Here is a 19852-nt window from a genome sequence, read left to right as displayed (position 1 = left end):
AAATAACTTATCCTTTTTTATCATTTAAAGCTGTAGAATAACGAACATAGTCATCGGTCACAATCGTTTGCATTTGATAGATAATCGCATTAATAATCGCTACGACAAGGGTGCTTCCCCCCTTACGCCCTTCATTTACCATAACAGGCAAATCGGTTGCTAATAATGCTTCCTTAGATTCTAGGACATTGATAAACCCAACGGGAACACCGATAATCGCATCTACATCTACTTTTTTCTCTTTGATCAAATCAAGGAGATGGAACAAAGCAGTAGGAGCACCACCAAAAGCAAATACTTTAGGCCCTTCTATCTCTGTTGCTTTTTCAACAGCAGCCATAGCTCGAGTGATATTTTTTTCCTTAGCAAGTTGGATGACATCTTCATCATTAATCAAGCAACGGTAAGAAACGCCCATTTGGTCCAACACTCGTTTATTGATCCCATTTAAAGAAATGCTTGAATCAACTATGATGGTTCCTTTATCCTGAATCACATCAACAATACGTTCATTAACATGATTGATAAATTTCATGGTATAGAGATAGTCAAAATCACCCGTGGTATGAATTGCACGTTTAATAATGGCTTCTTCCATATCTTCATGAAATTCATAGCCAGGATGATCCCGGTCAATGACAGATTGAATGATCTGAAAACTTTTTTCCTCAATTGAGGAAGGGTTTTTGATATAGGACATACATACTCCTCTTTTAATAAATTACTAGAATAAAATAAATGATCGACAAAACGAAAACTGAAATCGTCGTTGTCATATAAAGCATAGAAATGGAGGATAAAATATCATCTGCTTCTACACTTCTTGTAGGATCACCAATAGTAGGTTTTGTAATCAACTCACCATGATAGACATGGGCTCCACCTAATTGGATCCCTAAGGCACCTGCCACGACCGACTCAGGGAAAGCACTATTTGGACTCGCATGTTGGTAGCGATCTCTCCAGCCAATTTTTATGGCATTTCTGAAATCCAATTGCAGGACTCTGGTACTTGCCATCATAAACAACCAAGTTAAACGGGCAGGAATGAGATTGACCAAATCATCTATTTTAGCCGAAACATATCCAATCTTTCGGTATTTGGCTGTTTTATAACCGACCATTGAATCTAGCGTATTAATAGCTTTGTATCCCATTGCGAATACTGGACCGCCAATAAATAAGCACAATAAGGGGCCGATCACTCCATCACTTGCATTTTCTGCGACGGTTTCAATTGTTGCATTACAAATTTCAGGTATGGTAAGCTGATCTGTTTCTCTCCCTACGATCATTCCCACTTGATACCTAGCCTTCTCAATGGAACCAGACTGAATTGCCTTATAAACTTTCAGAGCTTCAAAAGCCAGAGAGCGAGTTGCTAAACAGGTGTAGGCTAAATAAATCCACAAAATCCAATAAAGAATCGGGTGAAGCTGACTAGCCCCCCACAAGATTCCATACGTGATGGAAACTGTCAAGCTAACCGTAGAGAACCACAGAAGTATGCCAAACAGAAAAGGAAATTTTGTTTTTAGGTTCTCAAGTTTCAAACAAGCATAAATAAAATTTCCTATCAGCTTAACTGGGTGGGGCCAAGAATAAGGGTCTCCAATTAACCAATCAAGAAGAAGAGCGATAAAAATTGCAATAATTATCATTATTTTGACTCCAAGATATAATCAATCCAACTCATAAGAAGTTGTTCCTTTTGATAAAAATGAACATGAAGATAACTTGCAAAAGTTCTCCCTTTCTGGTAGCCCCCTGTCCAATTGGAAACCACTTCTCCATCTCTTTCTTTTCTGAGGTCTAAAACTGTTTTTTCAGAAGTATTGAAGATGGAATGATGGAACTCATGGCCTCGAACTTCCGTACCAGACGGACCAAATAAAGAATCTTCATTAGTGGTTGCAAAACAGTAACCAAAACGTTTTAGTCCGTTGGTCATCACACTAGTGCCATCAAATACCCCAACCATTTTAAAGAACTGATCTTCAATCTCAAGATTTTTTCCAAGATACATCAATCCTCCGCACTCAGCATAGATTGGGATTCCTTTTTGATGAGCTTCTAGAACTGATTTTCTAAACGAGAGATTGTTAGACAATTCTTTTGCAAACAGCTCTGGATACCCCCCACCAAAATAATAAGCATCAGCTTCTGGTAAGCGTTCATCATGCAAAGGACTAAATGGAATCAGATTCACATTAAAACTTCTCAATAAATCAAGATTATCTTCGTAATAAAAGTGAAAAGCATCATCAAGTGCATAAGCAATGGTTAATGGAGTGGTATTTTGAAGTTTGAATGGAGAAGAAAGTTTCACTGATTCCCTATCAACTTTTTCCAATAAACGATCAAACTGAATCGTTTTTTTAGCCTGCTCTCCAAGAATAGCAAATTTTTCTTCAAGATCATCCATCTCTATATCGGGAATCAAACCCAAATGTCTAGAAGGAAGTTCAACTTGAACATTTTTAGGGAAATAGCCCAAAACTTCAATATCAGTGTAGCGCTCAATCGCTCCCTTAATTAGTTGATAATGCGTTTCAGAAGCAACACGGTTGATAATAACACCAATGATATTTACATCAGAGTCAAATGAAGAAAAGCCATGTACAATTGCTGCCGCTGAAGTCGAAGTTGATTTCCCATCAATAATTAAAACGACAGGTAGATTGAGCTGTTTTGCAACAGAGGCAGAAGATGCACAATCTTTATCAGTCCCTAAACCATCATAAAGCCCCATCACCCCTTCTACCACTGCTACATCACAATTTTGATGCCATCGATAATAAGACCACTTCAGATAATCAGTATCTGGAATCAAAAAATTATCTAGGTTACGAGAAGTGTTCTTCGTTATGCGACTATGGTAAGAGGTATCAATGTAATCAGGACCTACTTTATACGGTTGAACTTTGTACCCCATGTCTGTTAAAGCTCTTAATACAGCTAGTGTTACTGTTGTTTTTCCAACACCACTAGATACACCAGCTAACATAAACTGCTTCATCCTAACACCTCAATCTCTTGAAAAAAATAGAGCTACAAAAAATACACTATTTTTTGTAGCTCCGTTGCTTTATTAAATTACTCAGCACCTCGTTGTGCTCCATTTGGTTCTTCACATTAAAGATGCTTTCATTCTAATATAAATTATAGGATTTGTCAATGAAAAATTGTAAACGCAATCAAAAAAAGAGCACGCATGTGGTGCTCCTTATAAAAAATTTATTATAACGTTGATTATCCTTGCCAATCTGCTGGATAAGTCACATAAATAAATCGTGCCTTATCTTTAACAGAAAATTGAATATCACTTCCCTTTGGAATAAAGATGATTTCACCCGGACCAGCACTCATGACTTCATCACCAGAAATAACATCCAAACGACCTTCAATGACATAATCTACTTCATCATAATCTAAATGCCAAGGGAAGGTTGTCTTGTCCATGGTCATCAAACCTAAGCCAAGTCGAGGACTTTCTTCCAGTGTTAAAAGATCTCGTGTATAGACTTGATGGTCTGGATTTCCTGTATCCAAACGATCTTCAGGACGAACATCTAAACTTGGTAATGAAATAGATGCTACACCAGCTTTACTAACACGCTTAGCCGAACCTTTCCCAGCCAATTCTTCTAAAAGAATTTTGCGAACCAAAGATTCAATATCTGTACGATTATAATCCATTTATTTTTACCCCCAATTAGGCTTCTTTCTTAGTCAAGAAGTAGGCAAGTAATACAGCAGTCACCCCACCAACAAACTTACCAATCATCATTGGAACAATCATTTTAGCATTTTGTCCAGCAGTAAATCCTAAGTGGTCCCCAATTACAAATGATGCAGATACAGCAAAGGCAATGTTCAAGATTTTACCACGTTTGTCCATATCTTTTAACATTTGGAACATGGCAATGTTATTTGCTAAAGAAGCAACTAAACCAGCGGCACCTACTTCATTCATTCCTAATGATTTACCAATAGCTGAAAGAGGTTTGTTGGCAACTTTTGTAAATACTGCAACTAAACCAAAAGCTCCCGCCAAGGTTACTGCAATCGAACCGACAACGACAAAGGCTTCTTGAAGCGTTTCTGCACCTTTTGGATATAGATTAATCAACCATTCATTTCCGGTTAAGAGTTGTGCAGCACCAAATGCTAAACCTAATGTTGCAATCACAACAATAATTTGACCAAAGATTTCAAATCCTTTAATCATTCCATTAGGAATAAGAAGTAAACCTAAGAAAATAAGTGCAGATACAATTACGATAGGGATCAAGTTGATTAACAAAGTACCAAATGATAAACCTGGAACTAGAAGTCCACCAACTAAACATCCGACAGGTACGGTTACCAAACCGTACAAAATACCACGAGCCAAGAAAGGACGATCTGATTTTTCGATAATTCCTAAAGCAACAGGTATTGTAAACACGATTGTTGGTCCCATCATAGAACCTAAAACGTAGGCCGCAAAATCACCAACAGCTTTATCTTGCGCTAAGCTTAAGGCTAAAGGTGCTCCACCCATATCATTTGCAATAAATGTTGTTGCAAAAATCGAAGGATCCGCACCTACCAAACCATAAAGAGGTACAATAACAGGTTTTAATAAGTCAGCCAACAAAGGAGCTACTACCATAATCCCTGCCATAGAAAGCGCTAACGCCCCCATAGCCATAATTCCCTCTTCAAACTTTTCACTAAGGCCCAATTTCCCGCCGATACATTTATCAACTGCACCGACAAGCATAAACAGAACCATAATGTAAATGATAATTTCATTTATACTCATAAATTAATCCCTACTTTCAATAATCATCCAGTTGATACTCAACTTTATCAATGATACCTACTATGACCATATCTACTGGGACATCCTGTCTATTCAAACTCACACGAGCTGAACTTCCTGTAGTGACCAACACTTGATCACCTTCACCAGCACCAATACAATCAGCAGCAATGACTAAGGCAGGATCTGTTTGATGGTCATCCAGTTGCCGCTCGACCACTAAAAACTTTAATCCATTAAGTTTTTCATCTTTTCTTGTAGCCCATAGACTTCCTTTCACTTTCCCAACAAACATCTCGCTACTCCTTATTCTTCTATTATAATATTGTGACGTTTCAAATAGTCTTTCGCAAGAGCGGTCACAATCATTCCTTTTTTAATTCGAATCCTATCATGATCAGATAGGTTCATTTCAATTAACTTTTTTTCAGTTAATAAGCCAACCTTTTCAACAGATTTCGGTTGTGTTTCATTCTTTGTCACATCATTTAAAGGTTTATTGTTTTCTCCACAAGTAGATTCTTCTAGCAATGATAGCAATTCTTCTTTTTTATAGAATTGAACACCATATCGAAGAAGCTTTTCGTACTGTTCTTGAAGATCTTGAAACAATAAGGCTTTTGAAGTTTGTTTAAACTGATGGAAGTCAAATGATTCTACTGGAACCAAAACTTTCTTTCCTTTCAACAAACTTTTAATGACAACAGCTTCATCAGCATTTAGCGGACACAAAGAAGCGATTCGCATCATTGCATCAAAACCAATTGATTCTACTAGAATGATATCAGCACTACTTGATTGTTTCACAACTTGATAACCTTCTTTCGATACGATTTCAGGAATATCAAATGCTCCGATAACAAATACTGAGGCCTTATGCGTTTCAACCTGTATTTTATCCATTAAACGGTCTGTAATCAAATCTACGATCTTATCTAGATTCTCCATTTTTGACCTACCTCCAACAACCAATACTAGTCTTTAATAATCCGACCACGGATTCCTTTGCTAAAACCACAAGCATTGGCTTCATCGTAATCGATATGCATATAAGTTGCAAATTTTGGACTCACACGAATCACAACGTCGTCAAAGACTAAAGGTCTTGCTCCTTCAACTTTTACTTTTACAATATCATGATTTTTTACGCCCAATTTTTCAGCATCTTCAGGTGTCATATGAACATGGCGTTTAGCAACAATTAAACCTTTATCCAAGGAAACCGACTTATCACCATTCACTAATACAATACCTGGAGTACCTTCAATATCACCACTTTCACGAATAGGAGCTTTGACTCCTAGTTGTAAGCAGTCTGTAAGTGATACCTCTACTTGAGACTCTTTTCTAACAGGTCCCAAAATAACGACATTATGAAAAGCTCCTTTAGGACCTACTACAGTCAACCGTTCTTTTGAAGCATATTGTCCAGGCTGAGATAAATCTTTAGCCTTTGTCAATTCATATCCAGTCCCAAACAGTGCATCTAATTCTTTACGACTTAAATGTACATGTCTCCCACTAGCTTCCACTTCAAATGAGCCATCTAATTCATTTTGAATCCTATCAATAACTTTATCAATTAAATTTTCAAATGACATTGTTATTCTCCACATTCTATTCTAAAATAAGCCACACTAAAACCTCAATTGATTTCAATAATGCAATCAGTTTCTCTGCATAAATATCTTGATTATCCGATGATACTAGCATCAATTCCTTACGGATATTTACAATTTCAATATATAATTCATAACAAGAAAGTTTCCAGCTTTCACATTTAAAATCAACTCTTATACTACCTTGATCCAACTGTTTAATGACTCGAATGGACTGTAAATCTTCATTTGTCCCAAAATTTGGATTATAAAATGAGATATCCTCTTCGATATAACAGCCGACAAGTTTTTCTACTATTTGAAGTAAAATCCCTAATTGATCAACTTTCTCATCTAAATATGAAAGATGAAGTTCCTTTTGGCATTTTAGAAAATACGTATATAGTTTCGTTAGCTTGAAAAGTAGTGGATACACAGCAGACTCTTCTAGAGACGAAACAGTCATATGAAATGGTTTACTAATCTCTGTTTGAGTTTTATTTGGCAAATCAGAATAAACTATCTGAATATGGCGATCATGCAAAAAACCTTTTGCAGCTGGAGTCAATTTATCATCATTCGAAAGTTTTAAGATATTTTGCTCACTGATCTTGCCATCTTTTATTAGCTTTCTAATTCGTGATTCAGTATAAACTGTCATGCATTCACATCCTTCTACCACAAATTAACCACAGGGATACAACGAGGTTGAGATTCAACTTCCCAACCTCGTACAGCTATTAACATGAATGAATATTCTTTACATCAAAATGCTTATTCCTATCAAAACATTAATTGCTGATTACCTGCATGAGAAATTATAAAAATCTACTCTTTATGAGGTAGGATAACTTCTACTTCAGAATGTGGACGTGGGATGACATGTACTGAAATTAATTCACCTACATTTTCAGCAGCTGCTGCTCCTGCATCTGTTGCTGCTTTAACTGCACCTACATCACCACGAACCATTACAGTTACCAATCCAGCACCAACTTGTTGTTTACCAATCAATGTAACATTTGCTGCTTTTACCATAGCATCTGCTGCTTCGATAGCACCTACTAAACCTTTTGTTTCAACCATTCCTAATGCGTTTGCGTTTGACATAATCTTTTCCTCCTATTATTAAACCTAATTATTCAGCTGATGGATGTGGTAGAATAACTTCTACTTCAGAGTGTGGACGTGGGATTACGTGAACTGAAATTAATTCACCCACAATTTCAGCAGCTGCTGCTCCTGCGTCTGTTGCTGCTTTAACCGCACCTACGTCACCACGAACCATTACAGTTACCAATCCAGCACCGACTTGTTGTTTACCAATCAATGTAACGTTTGCTGCTTTTACCATAGCATCTGCTGCTTCGATAGCACCTACTAAACCTTTTGTTTCAACCATTCCTAATGCGTTTGCGTTTGCCATTTTAATTTCCTCCAATTATGAAATGAATAAGTTATTTAGTTAATTTTGATAACACACGTTGAACAAGCAGATCGACTAATTGTTCTTCATCTACTTGCTTATCAACTTCACAGCGTTGACAGTCAAGATTTTCTTGATTTTCAGCCTTTCTCAGATCTGACAATTCTGCAGTACCATAAGCGACACGGCGAATATTAATCAAATTCAATGGGCTTACATTGTCAGATGTTGCGCTTCCACCTACAGCTCCACAACCCAAAGTAAAGGCTGGGAACAAACCTGTTGTAGCACCAACTCCTCCTAAAGCAGCAGGAGTATTGACCAAAAGTCTTGAAACAGGTTTTCTTAAAGCAAATTCTCGAACAATGCTTTCATCTTGGGTGTGGATAGCTAATGTGTGTCCAGCTCCTTCATGATGAAGAATCCGAATACTCAACTCACATGCTTCTTCCCAATTTTTAACAGTGTAGAAACCAAGAACAGGAGCTAGTTTTTCCATAGAATAAGGATATTGTTTTCCAACTCCTTCACCGTCAGCAATCAAGACACGGGCATCATCTGGAACAGAAATTCCTGCCAGTTTAGCGATCACTTGAGGTGTTTTACCTACCATTTTTGGATTCATTGCTCCACTAGGTAGAATGATGAAGGCCCCTAATTTCTTTGCATCTTCTTTTGGAACAAAGTAAGCACCTTGACGTTTAAACTCTTCAACAACCTTGTCTTTTGTTTCTTCTTCTACAATGATTGATTGTTCAGAAGCACAGATAACACCATTATCAAAAGTTTTTGAATCGAGAATTTGACGAACTGCTTTAGGGATATCTGCAGTTTTTTCGATAAAGGCTGGACCATTACCAGGACCTACCCCAATGGCAGGTGTTCCTGATGAATACGCAGCTTTTACCATTGCATTCCCACCAGTTGCCAAGATCAAGTTTGTATCTTTGTGTTTCATCAATTCATTGGTTGCTTCAATAGAAACTCGTTGAATAACACCGATTGCACCTTCGGGACACCCTGCTGAAACTGCAGCTTTTTTAATAATATCAACAGTTTCATTGATACATTTTGCAGCATGTGGGTGTGGAGAGAAAACAATACTGTTTCCACCTTTTAAAGCGATAAGCGCTTTATACATGACTGTTGAAGTTGGATTGGTTGAAGGGATTAATCCGGCAACCACACCAACTGGAACACCAACTTCAATAACTTTGTTTTCTTTATCTTCGTTCAAAATACCAACTGTACGCATATCCTTGATTTCTTCAAGAATACCTTTTGAGGCAAGGGCATTTTTTAAAACTTTATCTTGCCACTTCCCAAATCCAGTTTCTTCTGCGGCCATTTTGGCTAAACGTTCTCTTTGATCATAACAAGCTTTAGCTACAACTTTTACAATCGTATCGATTTGTTCCTGACTCATCAATGCTAGTTTTTGTTGTGCAACTTTAGCTCGTTGAATCAAATGGCGAACTTCTTGTATAGATAAAAGATCTTTATCTTCAATATACATTCAACTTTCTCCTATGATTTCAATTTCAGTAAAGCTTGAATTAGTAATTGTTTGTTCGCAAATTTAATTTCTTTCTTAGATAGATCGATTTTATCTTCCCGATAAGCAATACTTCTTAATTCAACAACTTTGAATTTATTTAATTCTTCCTCAGAATATTTCTGTTGTCCTTCTGTTAGAACCTCTTCTTCAACTATAATATCAGAAATGATATCTTCAACAAAAGCTGTTTCATTATCTGATATTAAAGGTTGTGGATTAACTTCAGGTACATCTATCAAATCAATCACTTCTAAAACACTCTCTTCTAAAGATGAAGAAGTTTCAGCTTTGGACACATCTTTATTCACTTCCTTTTGAATTGGAAGGAGGATCGAATCAGTTTGCGAGTCTAATCGTGCAATCACGTGACTATGAAGATAGTATGGTTGATCTTGTGCAATCTCAACTGCAGCTTCCACTGCTGATCTTACTGCACTAACATCTCCAACCAATTGAACCGTATTTAACCCTGACTTAACAGTTTCTACATTCAATAGTGAGACGTTGGCAGCTTTCAGTGCAGCATCGGCAACTACGACTGCCCCAAGAAAACCTCGTACTTCAATTAATCCAAGTGCTTTTTCTGCCATAAGCACACCTCATCTTAATAACTCTTTGGATTATCTGCAATACTTTGAACAGTTTGGGCAAATGCATCACATGCTGCACGACATGCAGATTGAGAGCCAATCAATAATCCACCTGCAAAGTTTGTTTCACTTGGTGGTCCATAAAATGCACCAACCGATACATCAGCAGCTTTTAAAGCTGCATCCAGAGCTACCATAGCTTCTGCAGGAGGAGCAATTAAATAAGCAATGGCTGTTCCTTCTTCTGCGTTTGCACCTTCTGAAAGATAACTACCTGCTCTTGAAATGCAATGAGCAAAATATGGGATGCTGTCGTCATCATTTGCACTATAGAAACTAGCTCCGTTTTCAATTTCATAAACTACAACATCTAAGCCACTACGAACTTCTTCCGGATTTGGACCCGCCAAAATACCGATAACTTCACCAGCTAACTTAGTAGAAGCATTCCCAGCTCCAGCATACATACTACGAGCATAAACAACTTCAACATCAGCTGCTTTTGTCGCTTCATCCAAAGCAACATAGGTTACATCATCACAGTCAGAGGTAACAATTCCCAAACTTCTATGATGTGGTTTCAGTTCCAATGATGCTGCTAACCCTGCATCTACATTAGGAATTAATAATGCACTTAATACGTTAGCGCCAAGTCTATCATTTTTCAAAATCTAAACCCCATTTCTATTTTAATTCTACCCCTGACTTCTTATTATCAAGAATCTTCTTAATAATTTCAGCCACGTAGGCTCCAGCTTCAACTGCAGGAGTTCCACCTTTATGAATGTTTGATACTACTGTACGACGTGATTCTGGCATCCCAACTGTTGGTTTATAAGCCATATATGCACTCATCGATTCAGCTGTCACCAAACCAGGACGTTCTCCAACTAGCATACAGATAACTTCAGCTCCTGTAAGTTCAGCGATTTGGTCCATTGCAGCTACCCGAGCATGTTTGATGAAAAGAACTTCATTAAAATCCAGACCAAACATTTTCAAACCTTGTTTTAAGGCTGGTAAGAAATCTCTTACGTTTGCTTCAATCGCTGATGAACTCAAACCATCACCAACAACGATTTGTACTTTTGGATTTGGTTTACAAGATTCTTTAATGATTTTCTGTTGATCTTCTGGGAATACACGACCATAGTCCGGACGAGTTAAGTATTCATCTTTCGTTGATGCTTTTGTTTGAACAGGAATGAATCCCATTTCTTTAACAAAATCATCTGAAACATTTGAGAACACCGCATCTTGAGCTGCAGCATGGTCTGCACGGAAACGAAGAACTGTCTCAGTCTTATAACGGTTTCCTGCTCTCCACAATCCCAAACGAGCTGGTGTGAATTTTTTAATTTTACGATAAGCTTCTTCGTTAATTGCATTTGGAACTAAAAACTGTTCCTGAATATCCACTTCTGTTATATCTGGAATAATTCCATCTTCAATAGTCGTTTCTTCTTTATCAGGTTGAACACCATTCTTTTCAAGAGACTTAAATTCGGAGTCTTGCTTTTGCTCTTCCTTTTTTAGCTCTGTAACAGTATCTGTATCCATTTCGCTTAACAAAGAACGAATCATTTCTTTTAAATCTTGTTCATTCACTGTCAATACCTCCTTACTAATTTTGTTTCATAAAGATAGATCCGTCTCCACCGATTTCAGTAAGATGTCCATCCTTCATCAATCCCATTTTTTCCATCCACTCTTCAAATTCTTTGATTGGACGTTTGTTCAAGAGATCACGCATCGTAGCAGTTTCATGATAACCAGTAGTTTGATAGTTCAACATGATATCATCACCATGAGGAATTGCCATGATGTAGTTAACATTAGCTGCTCCAAGAAGAACCAATAGATTTTCAGCGTCATTTTGATCGGCTTTCATATGGTTTGTGTAGCAAATGTCACAGCCCATAGAAATACCTGTTAGTTTACCCATGAAGTGATCTTCCAAACCGGCACGAATAACTTGTTTTGAATCATACAAATATTCCGGACCGATGAATCCAACTACTGTGTTAACCAAGAATGGATCAAAACGTTTCGCAAAACCATAACAACGTGCTTCCATCGTTACCTGGTCAGCACCATGGTGAGCATCTGATGACAACTCAGAACCTTGACCAGTTTCAAAGTACATCACGTTTGGACCAGCTGCAGTACCAACTTTATGAGCTGTATCTTTAGCTTCCTGAAGAACTTTTGCATCAAAACCGAATGCCGCATTCCCTTTTTCAGAACCTGCGATAGACTGGAATACCAATCCAGTTGGAGCTCCTTGGTTCATTGCTTCAATCTGAGTTGTAACGTGAGCTAGCACACAGTGTTGTGTTGGAATCTTATACTCTTCGATAAAATCATTAAACTTATGAAGAATTCGTTTTGTACTCTCTACAGAATCATCAACTGGGTTCAACCCTAACAGAGCATCCCCACATCCATAAGCAAAACCTTCCATTGTAGAGGCCATAATTCCATCAGGATCATCTGTAGTGTGGTTTGGTTGCAAACGAGAAGAGAATGTTCCCGGCATACCAATGGTTGTATTAGCGCGTTTTGTAATGACAATCTTATTTGCTGCAACAATCAAGTCTAAGTTTGTCATCAACTTAGCAACCGCTGCAACCATTTCTGAGGTTAATCCACGAGAAAGCCATTGAATATCAACATTTTGGTGGTTGTTATCTAAAATCCACTCACGAAGTTCAGAAACAGTCCAATTTTTAATCTTTTCATAAGTACGAAGGTTTACATCATCAATAATAATACGAGTTACTTCGTCCTCTTCGTATGGAACAACAGGATTGTTAAACAAATCTGATAGTTTTAATTGTGATAAAACCACCTTAGCTGCTACACGTTCTTCAGAAGATTCAGCCGCCACCCCAGCAAGTTGGTCACCCGACTTGTATTCATTGGCTTTAGCTAGAACTTCTTTTACTGATTTGAATTCATAGACTCTTCCAAATAATTTTGTCTTTAAAATCATTTAAAGTCTCCTCCTTTAATAATTTCTTAATTAAAAACTAACGTTTTAACAACGACCGGCAAGACCGATCCCTCTATCACTGGATTACCTATATCGATGTAGTCACCATTTTGGACATCAACTGAGTCAATACATACAAACGGATAATCTTTTGGTAATTCAGCAAACAAACATTGCCCTAAAACCTTTGCCATATCTTCTCTAACAACTACAAGTAATGGAATATTCTTTCGAATACTTTCTCCCATCCCTTTTGTGATAGCGCTTGCATATTCTTGTACTCTAACAAAACTTGGACTTTTTTCACCATTAATTGCCAAAGCAACCTGTTGGACTTCATTTTCTAAGGTAAACCATTCTAATTTATCATGAATGATTTCTGTTAATTTTTCACAACTCTCTAGCTCGTCGTCATTCGCTAATTTCAAAACAGGTATATTTCTAATCGGTAAAGTTTTAGAAATATAAGTGATGGTGCTTCCGCTTACCTCTGTTGTATGACTTCCAGCACCTACGACTGTTGCTCGAATTGTTTCGGCTGATTCAATCACTCTCTTTTGTTCAAAAATCTTTGATTGACGAATAGCACGTCCCAATATGATACCAATATCACCGTAGGCAAAATCATTAGTAGCAGAATCTTGATAAATAGCATCGGCTACTCCTCCGGAAAATGAAACACATTTCAATTCATAATCGAGTCGCAATCCATGGTTGGTTTGTAAAAACTCGTAATATGGAGCATCCACTTCAAGCCCAACTGCCTTTTCTAAAACTATCACTAAAATTTGGATTAATTTATTCAATTCATCCCTATTTACAATTTCATCCAAAAACAGTCTTAAATTTTCTTGTTTTATAATTTCTTGTAGTTTCGGTGAAATATAATGTATTTTAAGTGTATTAGGATCAATCTTGATCAAACGACCGCCAATATCAAAACAACCTGTATCAATTACATCTCCTTCGCGAAATGCAGCGAAGTTTGAAGTTCCACCTCCAATATCAATATTTACAACGGAAGTATGGTGTTCTTGAGAATATTGGTGTGCACACGCTCCCTTGCCTGCGATAATACTCTCTAGATCTGGCCCCGCAGTAGCAACTACAAAGTCCCCAGCGTAACCGCTCAACGCCTGCAAAACTTGGCTGGCATTTTCTTTTCTAGCTGTTTCACCGGTAATAATTACTGCCCCCATCTGAATATCTTGCTTTTCAATCCCGGCTTTTTGATATTCTTGGATAACAAAATCTTTTATCTTATCAACTTCTATCAAAGACTGATGTGAAATTGGTGTAAAAATAATTTTACTTTTATAAAGGACTTTTTTATCCGTTATATATACTCTTGGGATTGTAAATACAGAAGCAATATTTTCAATTGTAAGTTCAGATAGGACCAATTGAGTAGTTGCAGTTCCAAGATCTAACCCAACACTCAAAATTTTATCCGACATAGGAAACCTCCAAAAAAAGACGCTTAAAGAATGCACTGAAACATCGGTTTCTTGCATCCTTTAAGCGTCATTGCTTTTCGACTGACTTCATTGTTAGTCTAGAATTATTTACACTTTAAAAATTATCTTAACTTGCGTTCCCTCATTGTTTGAGGTCGTGACTAGTCTTCCGGATAATTTACTCTCTACAAATCTTTGAACAAGTATTAAGCCAAGATGCTCTTGACCCACGGTTTCGACATTGTAACCGCTACCATTATCAATTACTTGTATACGTATTATATCATCATTTTTCGTCATTTGCAAACGAATACATTGATTTTTTTTATTTTTTTGATATTTTTTATTGGAAAAAGCATGCTCATAAGCATTTTGTAATAATTCATTTATTACCAATGCCAGTGACGATGCTCTATTATGATCCAAGTAAATATCATCACATAATTTTAATTTTAATTGAATTTCTGATTTTTCTGCAAAACAGCGTTGAAGATTTGATGAAACAATTTCAACCAAAGACTTCAAATCTATTTTTTCATTTTCTTGATTAGAAAGAAGTTCATAGGTAGCAGCTATCGAGAAAATTCTGTTTATACAGTCTTCAAAAGCAACTTTTGTACCAAACTCTTTAACCTGTGCTCCTTGCAATCGCAATAAAGAAATAATGGTTTGAAGATGATTTTTAACTCGGTGATTAATTTCTCGAGAAGCAATCAAACTCTCTTGGATTTCTTTGTCTTTTTCCCGTAGTTCACTGGTATCTTTTATAGTAATAATCGTTTGATGATTGCGAGCATTGGGATAACACTTCACTTGAAAATAATGTTTTCCGTACTTAACTGTTTTATTACTATTTGAAAAATTATCCTCTACTAATTCAGAAAAAATTGTTCCATCTAAAGAGAGATTATCATAATGCATTCCTTGTATACTTTCTAAGTAACCCAACTTACTTCGATATAAGACAACCGCTGATTGATTGCAATGTAGTAAAAATCCTCCTCGATCAAATACTAATACTGCATCTTCTACATAATCTAATAATGATACCTCTTCTTCCCGGATTGATTCAGAAGGTGCTTGAAAAATATAAGAATGGTCACCTTTCGAATGCTGGAGAGAAAAACTTGATGAGAAACTATCTGAAAAATCACTTTCAACGATTAAAGTAGCAATTACTTTTTTTCCTCTGATAATTGGAAAAACAGTCTGTTCAATTGCAACTCCTTCTTGCGATTGTCCTCGAAGACCCACAGAAGGAACACCTGTTTGAAGTGTACGAAGAACCCCAGGTTCATTTTCTAAAAAGGCAGACTGCCCAACAACTGTTTTTTCATACAAGCTCTCCTTTGTATGAGGCTTTCTATGAAAAACGACAATTGCATGATCAGAATAAATATTTTTTACATCAATGAAGACGTCCTTATCCATAAACTCTTTGCTTGATAAAACTGCCTCTGATTGTCGAATCAAATAATCAATATCTGCTTCATTAAGATCTGTTTTATCCTCGCAAAATTTCTTTATCTGATTATTGTACTTCATTATTCAATAACAGCAACTTTGCAATTTCAATCATTGGAACACGCTTTTGCATACTGATTGTCCGAATCTGTTTAAAAGCCTCTGGTTCCGTAAGATTATCTCTCGTCATCAAAAGTCCTTTAGCCTTTTCTAAAACAATTCGATCATCGAGCTTCTTACTAATTTTAATTAATTCCTTCGAAAGTAATTGCTGTTGCCGTCCTTTCTCTATACAAACTGCTATTGTAGGAATTAAAGACTTTGCATCCAACGGTTTTACCAAGTAAGCACTAGCACCAGTTAAACTTGCTTTTTTGATATAATGGTCATCATTATAAGCAGAAAGAATTATCACACCGTATGCTAATTCATCATCTAATATTTTTTTACCTGCTGATAAACCATCTAATAACGGTAATTTAATATCCATTATTACTAGATCGAAAAAGTGTTTTTGACAAAGTTCAATAGCTTCAAAACCATCACTTGCTTCTGCAGCCACTTCATAATCTGACTGTTCTAAAATTTGTTTGATATCTAAGCGAATAATCGGATCATCATCACAAATTAGTATTCTGCCTTTCATAAACTCCATCCCTCATATGAAATTATGTTCTTGTTACAACTGTACTTGAAAAGCCTAGAATCTCTTCTAAACCATTTAATACTGCGTGGAGTGATGCATCTACTGACGCAACATCCCCTGTCATTACAACAGATCCGCTAAATCGATCCACAAAACCAATCTGTACCCCAGCTGCTTTAGTAGCTATATCCACAGCAATAATTGCAGCCTCACTTGGAGTGATGGTCAATATCCCAATAGCATCACGAAAATCTGTCTGTAACCCCAATTTTTCAAAAATAACAGGATCAGGACTAGCAATTAAATGTGCTAATGTGACTTGTTTACCAGGAACGTATTCCTGAATCATTCTTTGTTTTTCTGACATTTATTACCACCTCTGGATTGGTTTTACAATAAATATAATTCTAAATAATTTGATTATACTATATTTAGTATTCGCTTTCAATAAAATTTATTAATTAAATTATTACATAACAGTGTCAAATTAAAGATCCTAAATTTGAGGGGAATTTTTTTAATCCTTTAATTTTTTGTATGTTAATTTAACTATTTGAAATAATTGATTATAAAATATAGAACCACTAACATCCAATTATGTACTATGCAAAACCAATACAAGACAACTTATTAGTGCTTTTAAAAAATTATAAAAGTAAGCCTATATTAAACAAAATAAATTTAAAAATTCCAATTAATCATGTGAACTTTTATTATATATATATATTCATAAAAAAATCTGAACTCACATGTCTTTTTTAATTTTCACCAGCAGATTCATTTCTACTAAATGAATTAGACTTTATACTCTATTTTTGTTAATTTAAAATGACTCTTTTTAGAAAGCTTGTTCTAAAACCTTCAATAATTCTTCAACTGTAGGGACTCTCGGATTTGTAATCGTACACTTATCCAATAAAGCAGCTTCCGCAATCTCACGTTTATGAGCATTAAAATCATCCACTCCCACTCCATAAGATCTTAAAGAAGTCGGATGATCTAATTTTTTCTGAAGTTTTCGAACAGCATCCACTAATTGTCTTACACCTAGAATAGGTGTAGAAGCACTCAACCCTAATAAACGAGCAATCTGTTGATATCTTTCAGCAGTTTCTTTATTCAAATTACCAGCACGGGTACCTGTCGTTGCCACATTCGCATTATACTGGATAATATGTGGCATTAAGATGCTATTAAGTCGTCCATGAGGAATATGGAATTTAGCTCCAGCTGCATGGGCGATACTATGATTAATCCCCAATGAAGCTGAGTTGAAGGCCATTCCCGCCAAAGTAGAGGCTACATGCATTTTTTCACGTGCTTCTAAATCATGTCCATTTTTGTATGCACGAGGCAAGTATTCAAATACTAATTTGATAGCTTTTTCAGCCAAAGCATCAGAAAAATCAGTTGCTTTATTTGAAACATAGGCCTCAATCGCATGTGTTAATACATCCATACCAGTATCTGCTGTAATATTAGCTGGTAGTGTTTCCACCAAATTGGAATCTAATATAGCGATATCCGGTAGAATATCCCAATCTACGATCGGATACTTTTGTCCTTTCTCAGCATCAGTAATAACTGCGAAACTTGTCACTTCAGATCCTGTTCCACTAGTAGTTGGGATAGAGATCAATTCCACATCAGTAAAAATCCCTTGTTTCTTCGCAAAGTAATACATTGCTTTAGATGCATCAATTGCAGATCCCCCACCGACAGATAAGACAATATCGATTGATTTCCCTTCAGTCGCGTGAATCCCTGCCACAATAACATCAATAGGCGGATCTGGAACAATATCAGTAAAGGTTATGATATCGTTACTAGCGTCTAAATAATCAAGAATTTTATCTAACTGTCCAGATTCTTTTAAAAACGGATCAGCAACAACCAATATGGTTTTGTTATGATAGTTTTCTAATTGGGCCAAAGCACCTTTGCCGACAAAAATTTTAGTTTTGTAGTAAATATTATACATTCTTTCTCCTTTCTTTTCAGAGTTTCTTATTTTATTTTACCCCCTTTATCATTTGAAACTCTTAAAACAACATAAAAAGAAGCCACATGAAACACTACCAAATAGTATAAATTTTGGCATATTTCATATAGCTTCATTGCTTAAAATTGTACGTCCTTGTACTTTACAAAAAGTATAACATAAAAACGCTTACAACGCAAAAGAAAAAACATATATTTTATTTTTTTGATCATAATACTTGCAGATTCTTCTAGATCGTGCTATCATAAAGTTACTAGAAATGATTTTGGTACTTTTAAGAGTATGGAAGTTTGGTGAAAATCCAACACGGTCCCGCCACTGTGATAAGCTTAGCTTTAAGTCAGGTCTTTATTCTTAAATTTTAGTAGATTTCACGCCTCGATGTAAGGTGGTGATGTCAGTTAGGAAATACACCAAAATAGTGCTTTCCCCTATTGACTCTACGTATGAGTACGTATCATTTTCTAAGGATGGGGTTCCCATCATCTGCAAAGAAGCAGAGTCAATATTTGGAAAGCTACTGTTAACCAATGAAGCTTAGCACGAAATTTGTACACTGTTGTACATCTGGCTTTCGAATTCTAACCTTGTCCTTCCCTTTAGGAAAGACAAGGTTTTTTTCTTATCACCTTTAATCAAAAAATTATGACATAGATAAAAAAGCACTGCCCCTATTTTTTTATTAGAGGTAGTGCTTTTATTCTAGTTATTATTTTTCTTTGCCCACCGCTCCACATCTGCTTTTGTAATATTGTGAAACACTTTTGCTCCTCTTTCATAAGGAATATCCTCACAGTGTTTTCGATAATTAATCACTCTGGCAAGAGCAAAGAAATAGTCAGATAAACGATTCACAAAAATTAAGACTTGATTATTAATTTCATTTGTCCACATGGTCGCGACAATATGTCGTTCTGCACGACGCGCAATGGTTCTTGCTACATGAACCATTGAAGCAATTTCATCACCGCCAGGTAAAATGAATCTTTCCAGAGCTGGTGGAATATCCGCATACGTATCAATTCGTTCTTCAATCCATTTGATGAGGCTTTCATCCACTTTATATGGGTAAACACCATGTGGAGTAGATAAATCTGAACCGCAATCAAACAAATAATTTTGTAACTGATACAATTCGTCTCTCAATTCATCTTCAGGATCCATTTTACTAATCGTATAACCAACCCAAGTATTTAGTTCATCAATAGTCCCGTATGCATTGACTCGATCCGAATCCTTTGCAACACTTTGACCACCTACTAATTTTGTAAGACCTTTATCACCGGTCTTTGTATATAATTGCATA

The 19852-nt window shown here is 36.3% G+C and carries 22 protein-coding genes and 1 riboswitch; all 22 genes read right to left on the bottom strand.

Annotation, left to right across the window (positions count from 1 at the left end; genetic code table 11):
- Positions 1-7: 7 nt before the first annotated feature.
- The gene (locus GMC92_RS01515) at positions 8-700 is read right to left on the bottom strand and encodes a cobalt-precorrin-8 methylmutase (RefSeq protein ID WP_155199514.1); all 693 of its coding nucleotides are present in this window, start codon (positions 698-700) and stop codon (positions 8-10) included.
- A 13-nt stretch (positions 701-713) separates the two neighbouring features.
- Positions 714-1661, bottom strand: coding sequence for an adenosylcobinamide-phosphate synthase CbiB (gene cbiB, locus GMC92_RS01510; protein WP_155199513.1), 948 nt, complete (start codon positions 1659-1661; stop codon positions 714-716).
- Positions 1661-3019 (bottom strand): cobyrinic acid a,c-diamide synthase CobB, encoded by a 1359-nt coding sequence (locus GMC92_RS01505; RefSeq protein WP_118094969.1) that lies wholly within the window; start codon positions 3017-3019, stop codon positions 1661-1663. Before GMC92_RS01505 ends, cbiB begins: the two co-directional genes overlap by 1 nt.
- A gap of 233 nt (positions 3020-3252) precedes the next feature.
- Entirely contained in the window at positions 3253-3699 is a 447-nt protein-coding gene (locus GMC92_RS01500; RefSeq protein ID WP_049472800.1) for a cupin domain-containing protein, read from the bottom strand.
- Positions 3700-3715: 16 nt separating this feature from the next.
- On the bottom strand, positions 3716-4810 hold the full coding sequence (locus GMC92_RS01495; protein WP_049472799.1) for an ethanolamine utilization protein EutH: 1095 nt from the start codon (positions 4808-4810) through the stop codon (positions 3716-3718).
- 16 nt (positions 4811-4826) lie between these two features.
- Positions 4827-5105, bottom strand: coding sequence for a EutN/CcmL family microcompartment protein (locus GMC92_RS01490; RefSeq protein ID WP_003006905.1), 279 nt, complete (start codon positions 5103-5105; stop codon positions 4827-4829).
- An 11-nt stretch (positions 5106-5116) separates the two neighbouring features.
- On the bottom strand, positions 5117-5758 hold the full coding sequence (locus tag GMC92_RS01485) for an ethanolamine utilization protein (RefSeq protein WP_118094967.1): 642 nt from the start codon (positions 5756-5758) through the stop codon (positions 5117-5119).
- A 26-nt stretch (positions 5759-5784) separates the two neighbouring features.
- Positions 5785-6411 carry an ethanolamine utilization phosphate acetyltransferase EutD gene (gene eutD / locus GMC92_RS01480; protein WP_118094965.1) on the bottom strand — a complete coding sequence of 209 codons (627 nt, stop codon included), beginning with the start codon at positions 6409-6411 and terminating at the stop codon, positions 5785-5787.
- A gap of 16 nt (positions 6412-6427) precedes the next feature.
- Complete coding sequence (locus GMC92_RS01475) at positions 6428-7069, bottom strand: hypothetical protein (RefSeq protein WP_118094963.1); 642 nt, start codon at positions 7067-7069, stop codon at positions 6428-6430.
- Positions 7070-7236: 167 nt separating this feature from the next.
- Positions 7237-7518 (bottom strand): BMC domain-containing protein, encoded by a 282-nt coding sequence (locus GMC92_RS01470; RefSeq protein ID WP_006596190.1) that lies wholly within the window; start codon positions 7516-7518, stop codon positions 7237-7239.
- A 28-nt stretch (positions 7519-7546) separates the two neighbouring features.
- Positions 7547-7834 carry a BMC domain-containing protein gene (locus tag GMC92_RS01465; protein ID WP_049472794.1) on the bottom strand — a complete coding sequence of 96 codons (288 nt, stop codon included), beginning with the start codon at positions 7832-7834 and terminating at the stop codon, positions 7547-7549.
- Positions 7835-7865: 31 nt separating this feature from the next.
- A complete protein-coding gene (locus tag GMC92_RS01460) occupies positions 7866-9350 on the bottom strand; it encodes an acetaldehyde dehydrogenase (acetylating) (protein WP_155199512.1) in 1485 nt (494 codons plus the stop codon).
- Positions 9351-9361: 11 nt separating this feature from the next.
- On the bottom strand, positions 9362-9982 hold the full coding sequence (locus tag GMC92_RS01455; RefSeq protein WP_155199511.1) for a BMC domain-containing protein: 621 nt from the start codon (positions 9980-9982) through the stop codon (positions 9362-9364).
- A gap of 14 nt (positions 9983-9996) precedes the next feature.
- Positions 9997-10650, bottom strand: a complete 654-nt coding sequence (eutL, locus tag GMC92_RS01450) for an ethanolamine utilization microcompartment protein EutL (protein WP_003006890.1) — start codon at positions 10648-10650, stop codon at positions 9997-9999.
- A gap of 16 nt (positions 10651-10666) precedes the next feature.
- Positions 10667-11590 carry an ethanolamine ammonia-lyase subunit EutC gene (gene eutC, locus GMC92_RS01445; RefSeq protein WP_118094957.1) on the bottom strand — a complete coding sequence of 308 codons (924 nt, stop codon included), beginning with the start codon at positions 11588-11590 and terminating at the stop codon, positions 10667-10669.
- 16 nt (positions 11591-11606) lie between these two features.
- The gene (locus tag GMC92_RS01440) at positions 11607-12977 is read right to left on the bottom strand and encodes an ethanolamine ammonia-lyase subunit EutB (RefSeq protein ID WP_049472791.1); all 1371 of its coding nucleotides are present in this window, start codon (positions 12975-12977) and stop codon (positions 11607-11609) included.
- Positions 12978-13003: 26 nt separating this feature from the next.
- On the bottom strand, positions 13004-14434 hold the full coding sequence (gene eutA, locus GMC92_RS01435; RefSeq protein WP_155199510.1) for an ethanolamine ammonia-lyase reactivating factor EutA: 1431 nt from the start codon (positions 14432-14434) through the stop codon (positions 13004-13006).
- Between the two features lie 108 nt (positions 14435-14542).
- The gene (locus GMC92_RS01430; RefSeq protein ID WP_049472789.1) at positions 14543-15979 is read right to left on the bottom strand and encodes a sensor histidine kinase; all 1437 of its coding nucleotides are present in this window, start codon (positions 15977-15979) and stop codon (positions 14543-14545) included.
- Entirely contained in the window at positions 15966-16544 is a 579-nt protein-coding gene (locus tag GMC92_RS01425) for an ANTAR domain-containing response regulator (protein WP_037607841.1), read from the bottom strand. Before GMC92_RS01425 ends, GMC92_RS01430 begins: the two co-directional genes overlap by 14 nt.
- A 22-nt stretch (positions 16545-16566) precedes the next feature.
- Positions 16567-16911 (bottom strand): BMC domain-containing protein, encoded by a 345-nt coding sequence (locus GMC92_RS01420; protein WP_003006878.1) that lies wholly within the window; start codon positions 16909-16911, stop codon positions 16567-16569.
- Positions 16912-17382: 471 nt separating this feature from the next.
- Positions 17383-18525, bottom strand: coding sequence for a 1-propanol dehydrogenase PduQ (locus GMC92_RS01415; RefSeq protein WP_003006876.1), 1143 nt, complete (start codon positions 18523-18525; stop codon positions 17383-17385).
- A gap of 278 nt (positions 18526-18803) precedes the next feature.
- Positions 18804-18949, top strand: a riboswitch (adenosylcobalamin (AdoCbl) riboswitch).
- A gap of 299 nt (positions 18950-19248) precedes the next feature.
- A complete protein-coding gene (locus GMC92_RS01410; RefSeq protein WP_003006874.1) occupies positions 19249-19851 on the bottom strand; it encodes a cob(I)yrinic acid a,c-diamide adenosyltransferase in 603 nt (200 codons plus the stop codon).
- Position 19852: the final 1 nt, after the last annotated feature.

The organism is Streptococcus parasanguinis (genome assembly GCF_009717775.1).
Taxonomy (GTDB): Bacteria; Bacillota; Bacilli; order Lactobacillales; family Streptococcaceae; genus Streptococcus; species Streptococcus parasanguinis_AG.
This window is presented reverse-complemented; position numbering and strand designations above follow the sequence as displayed.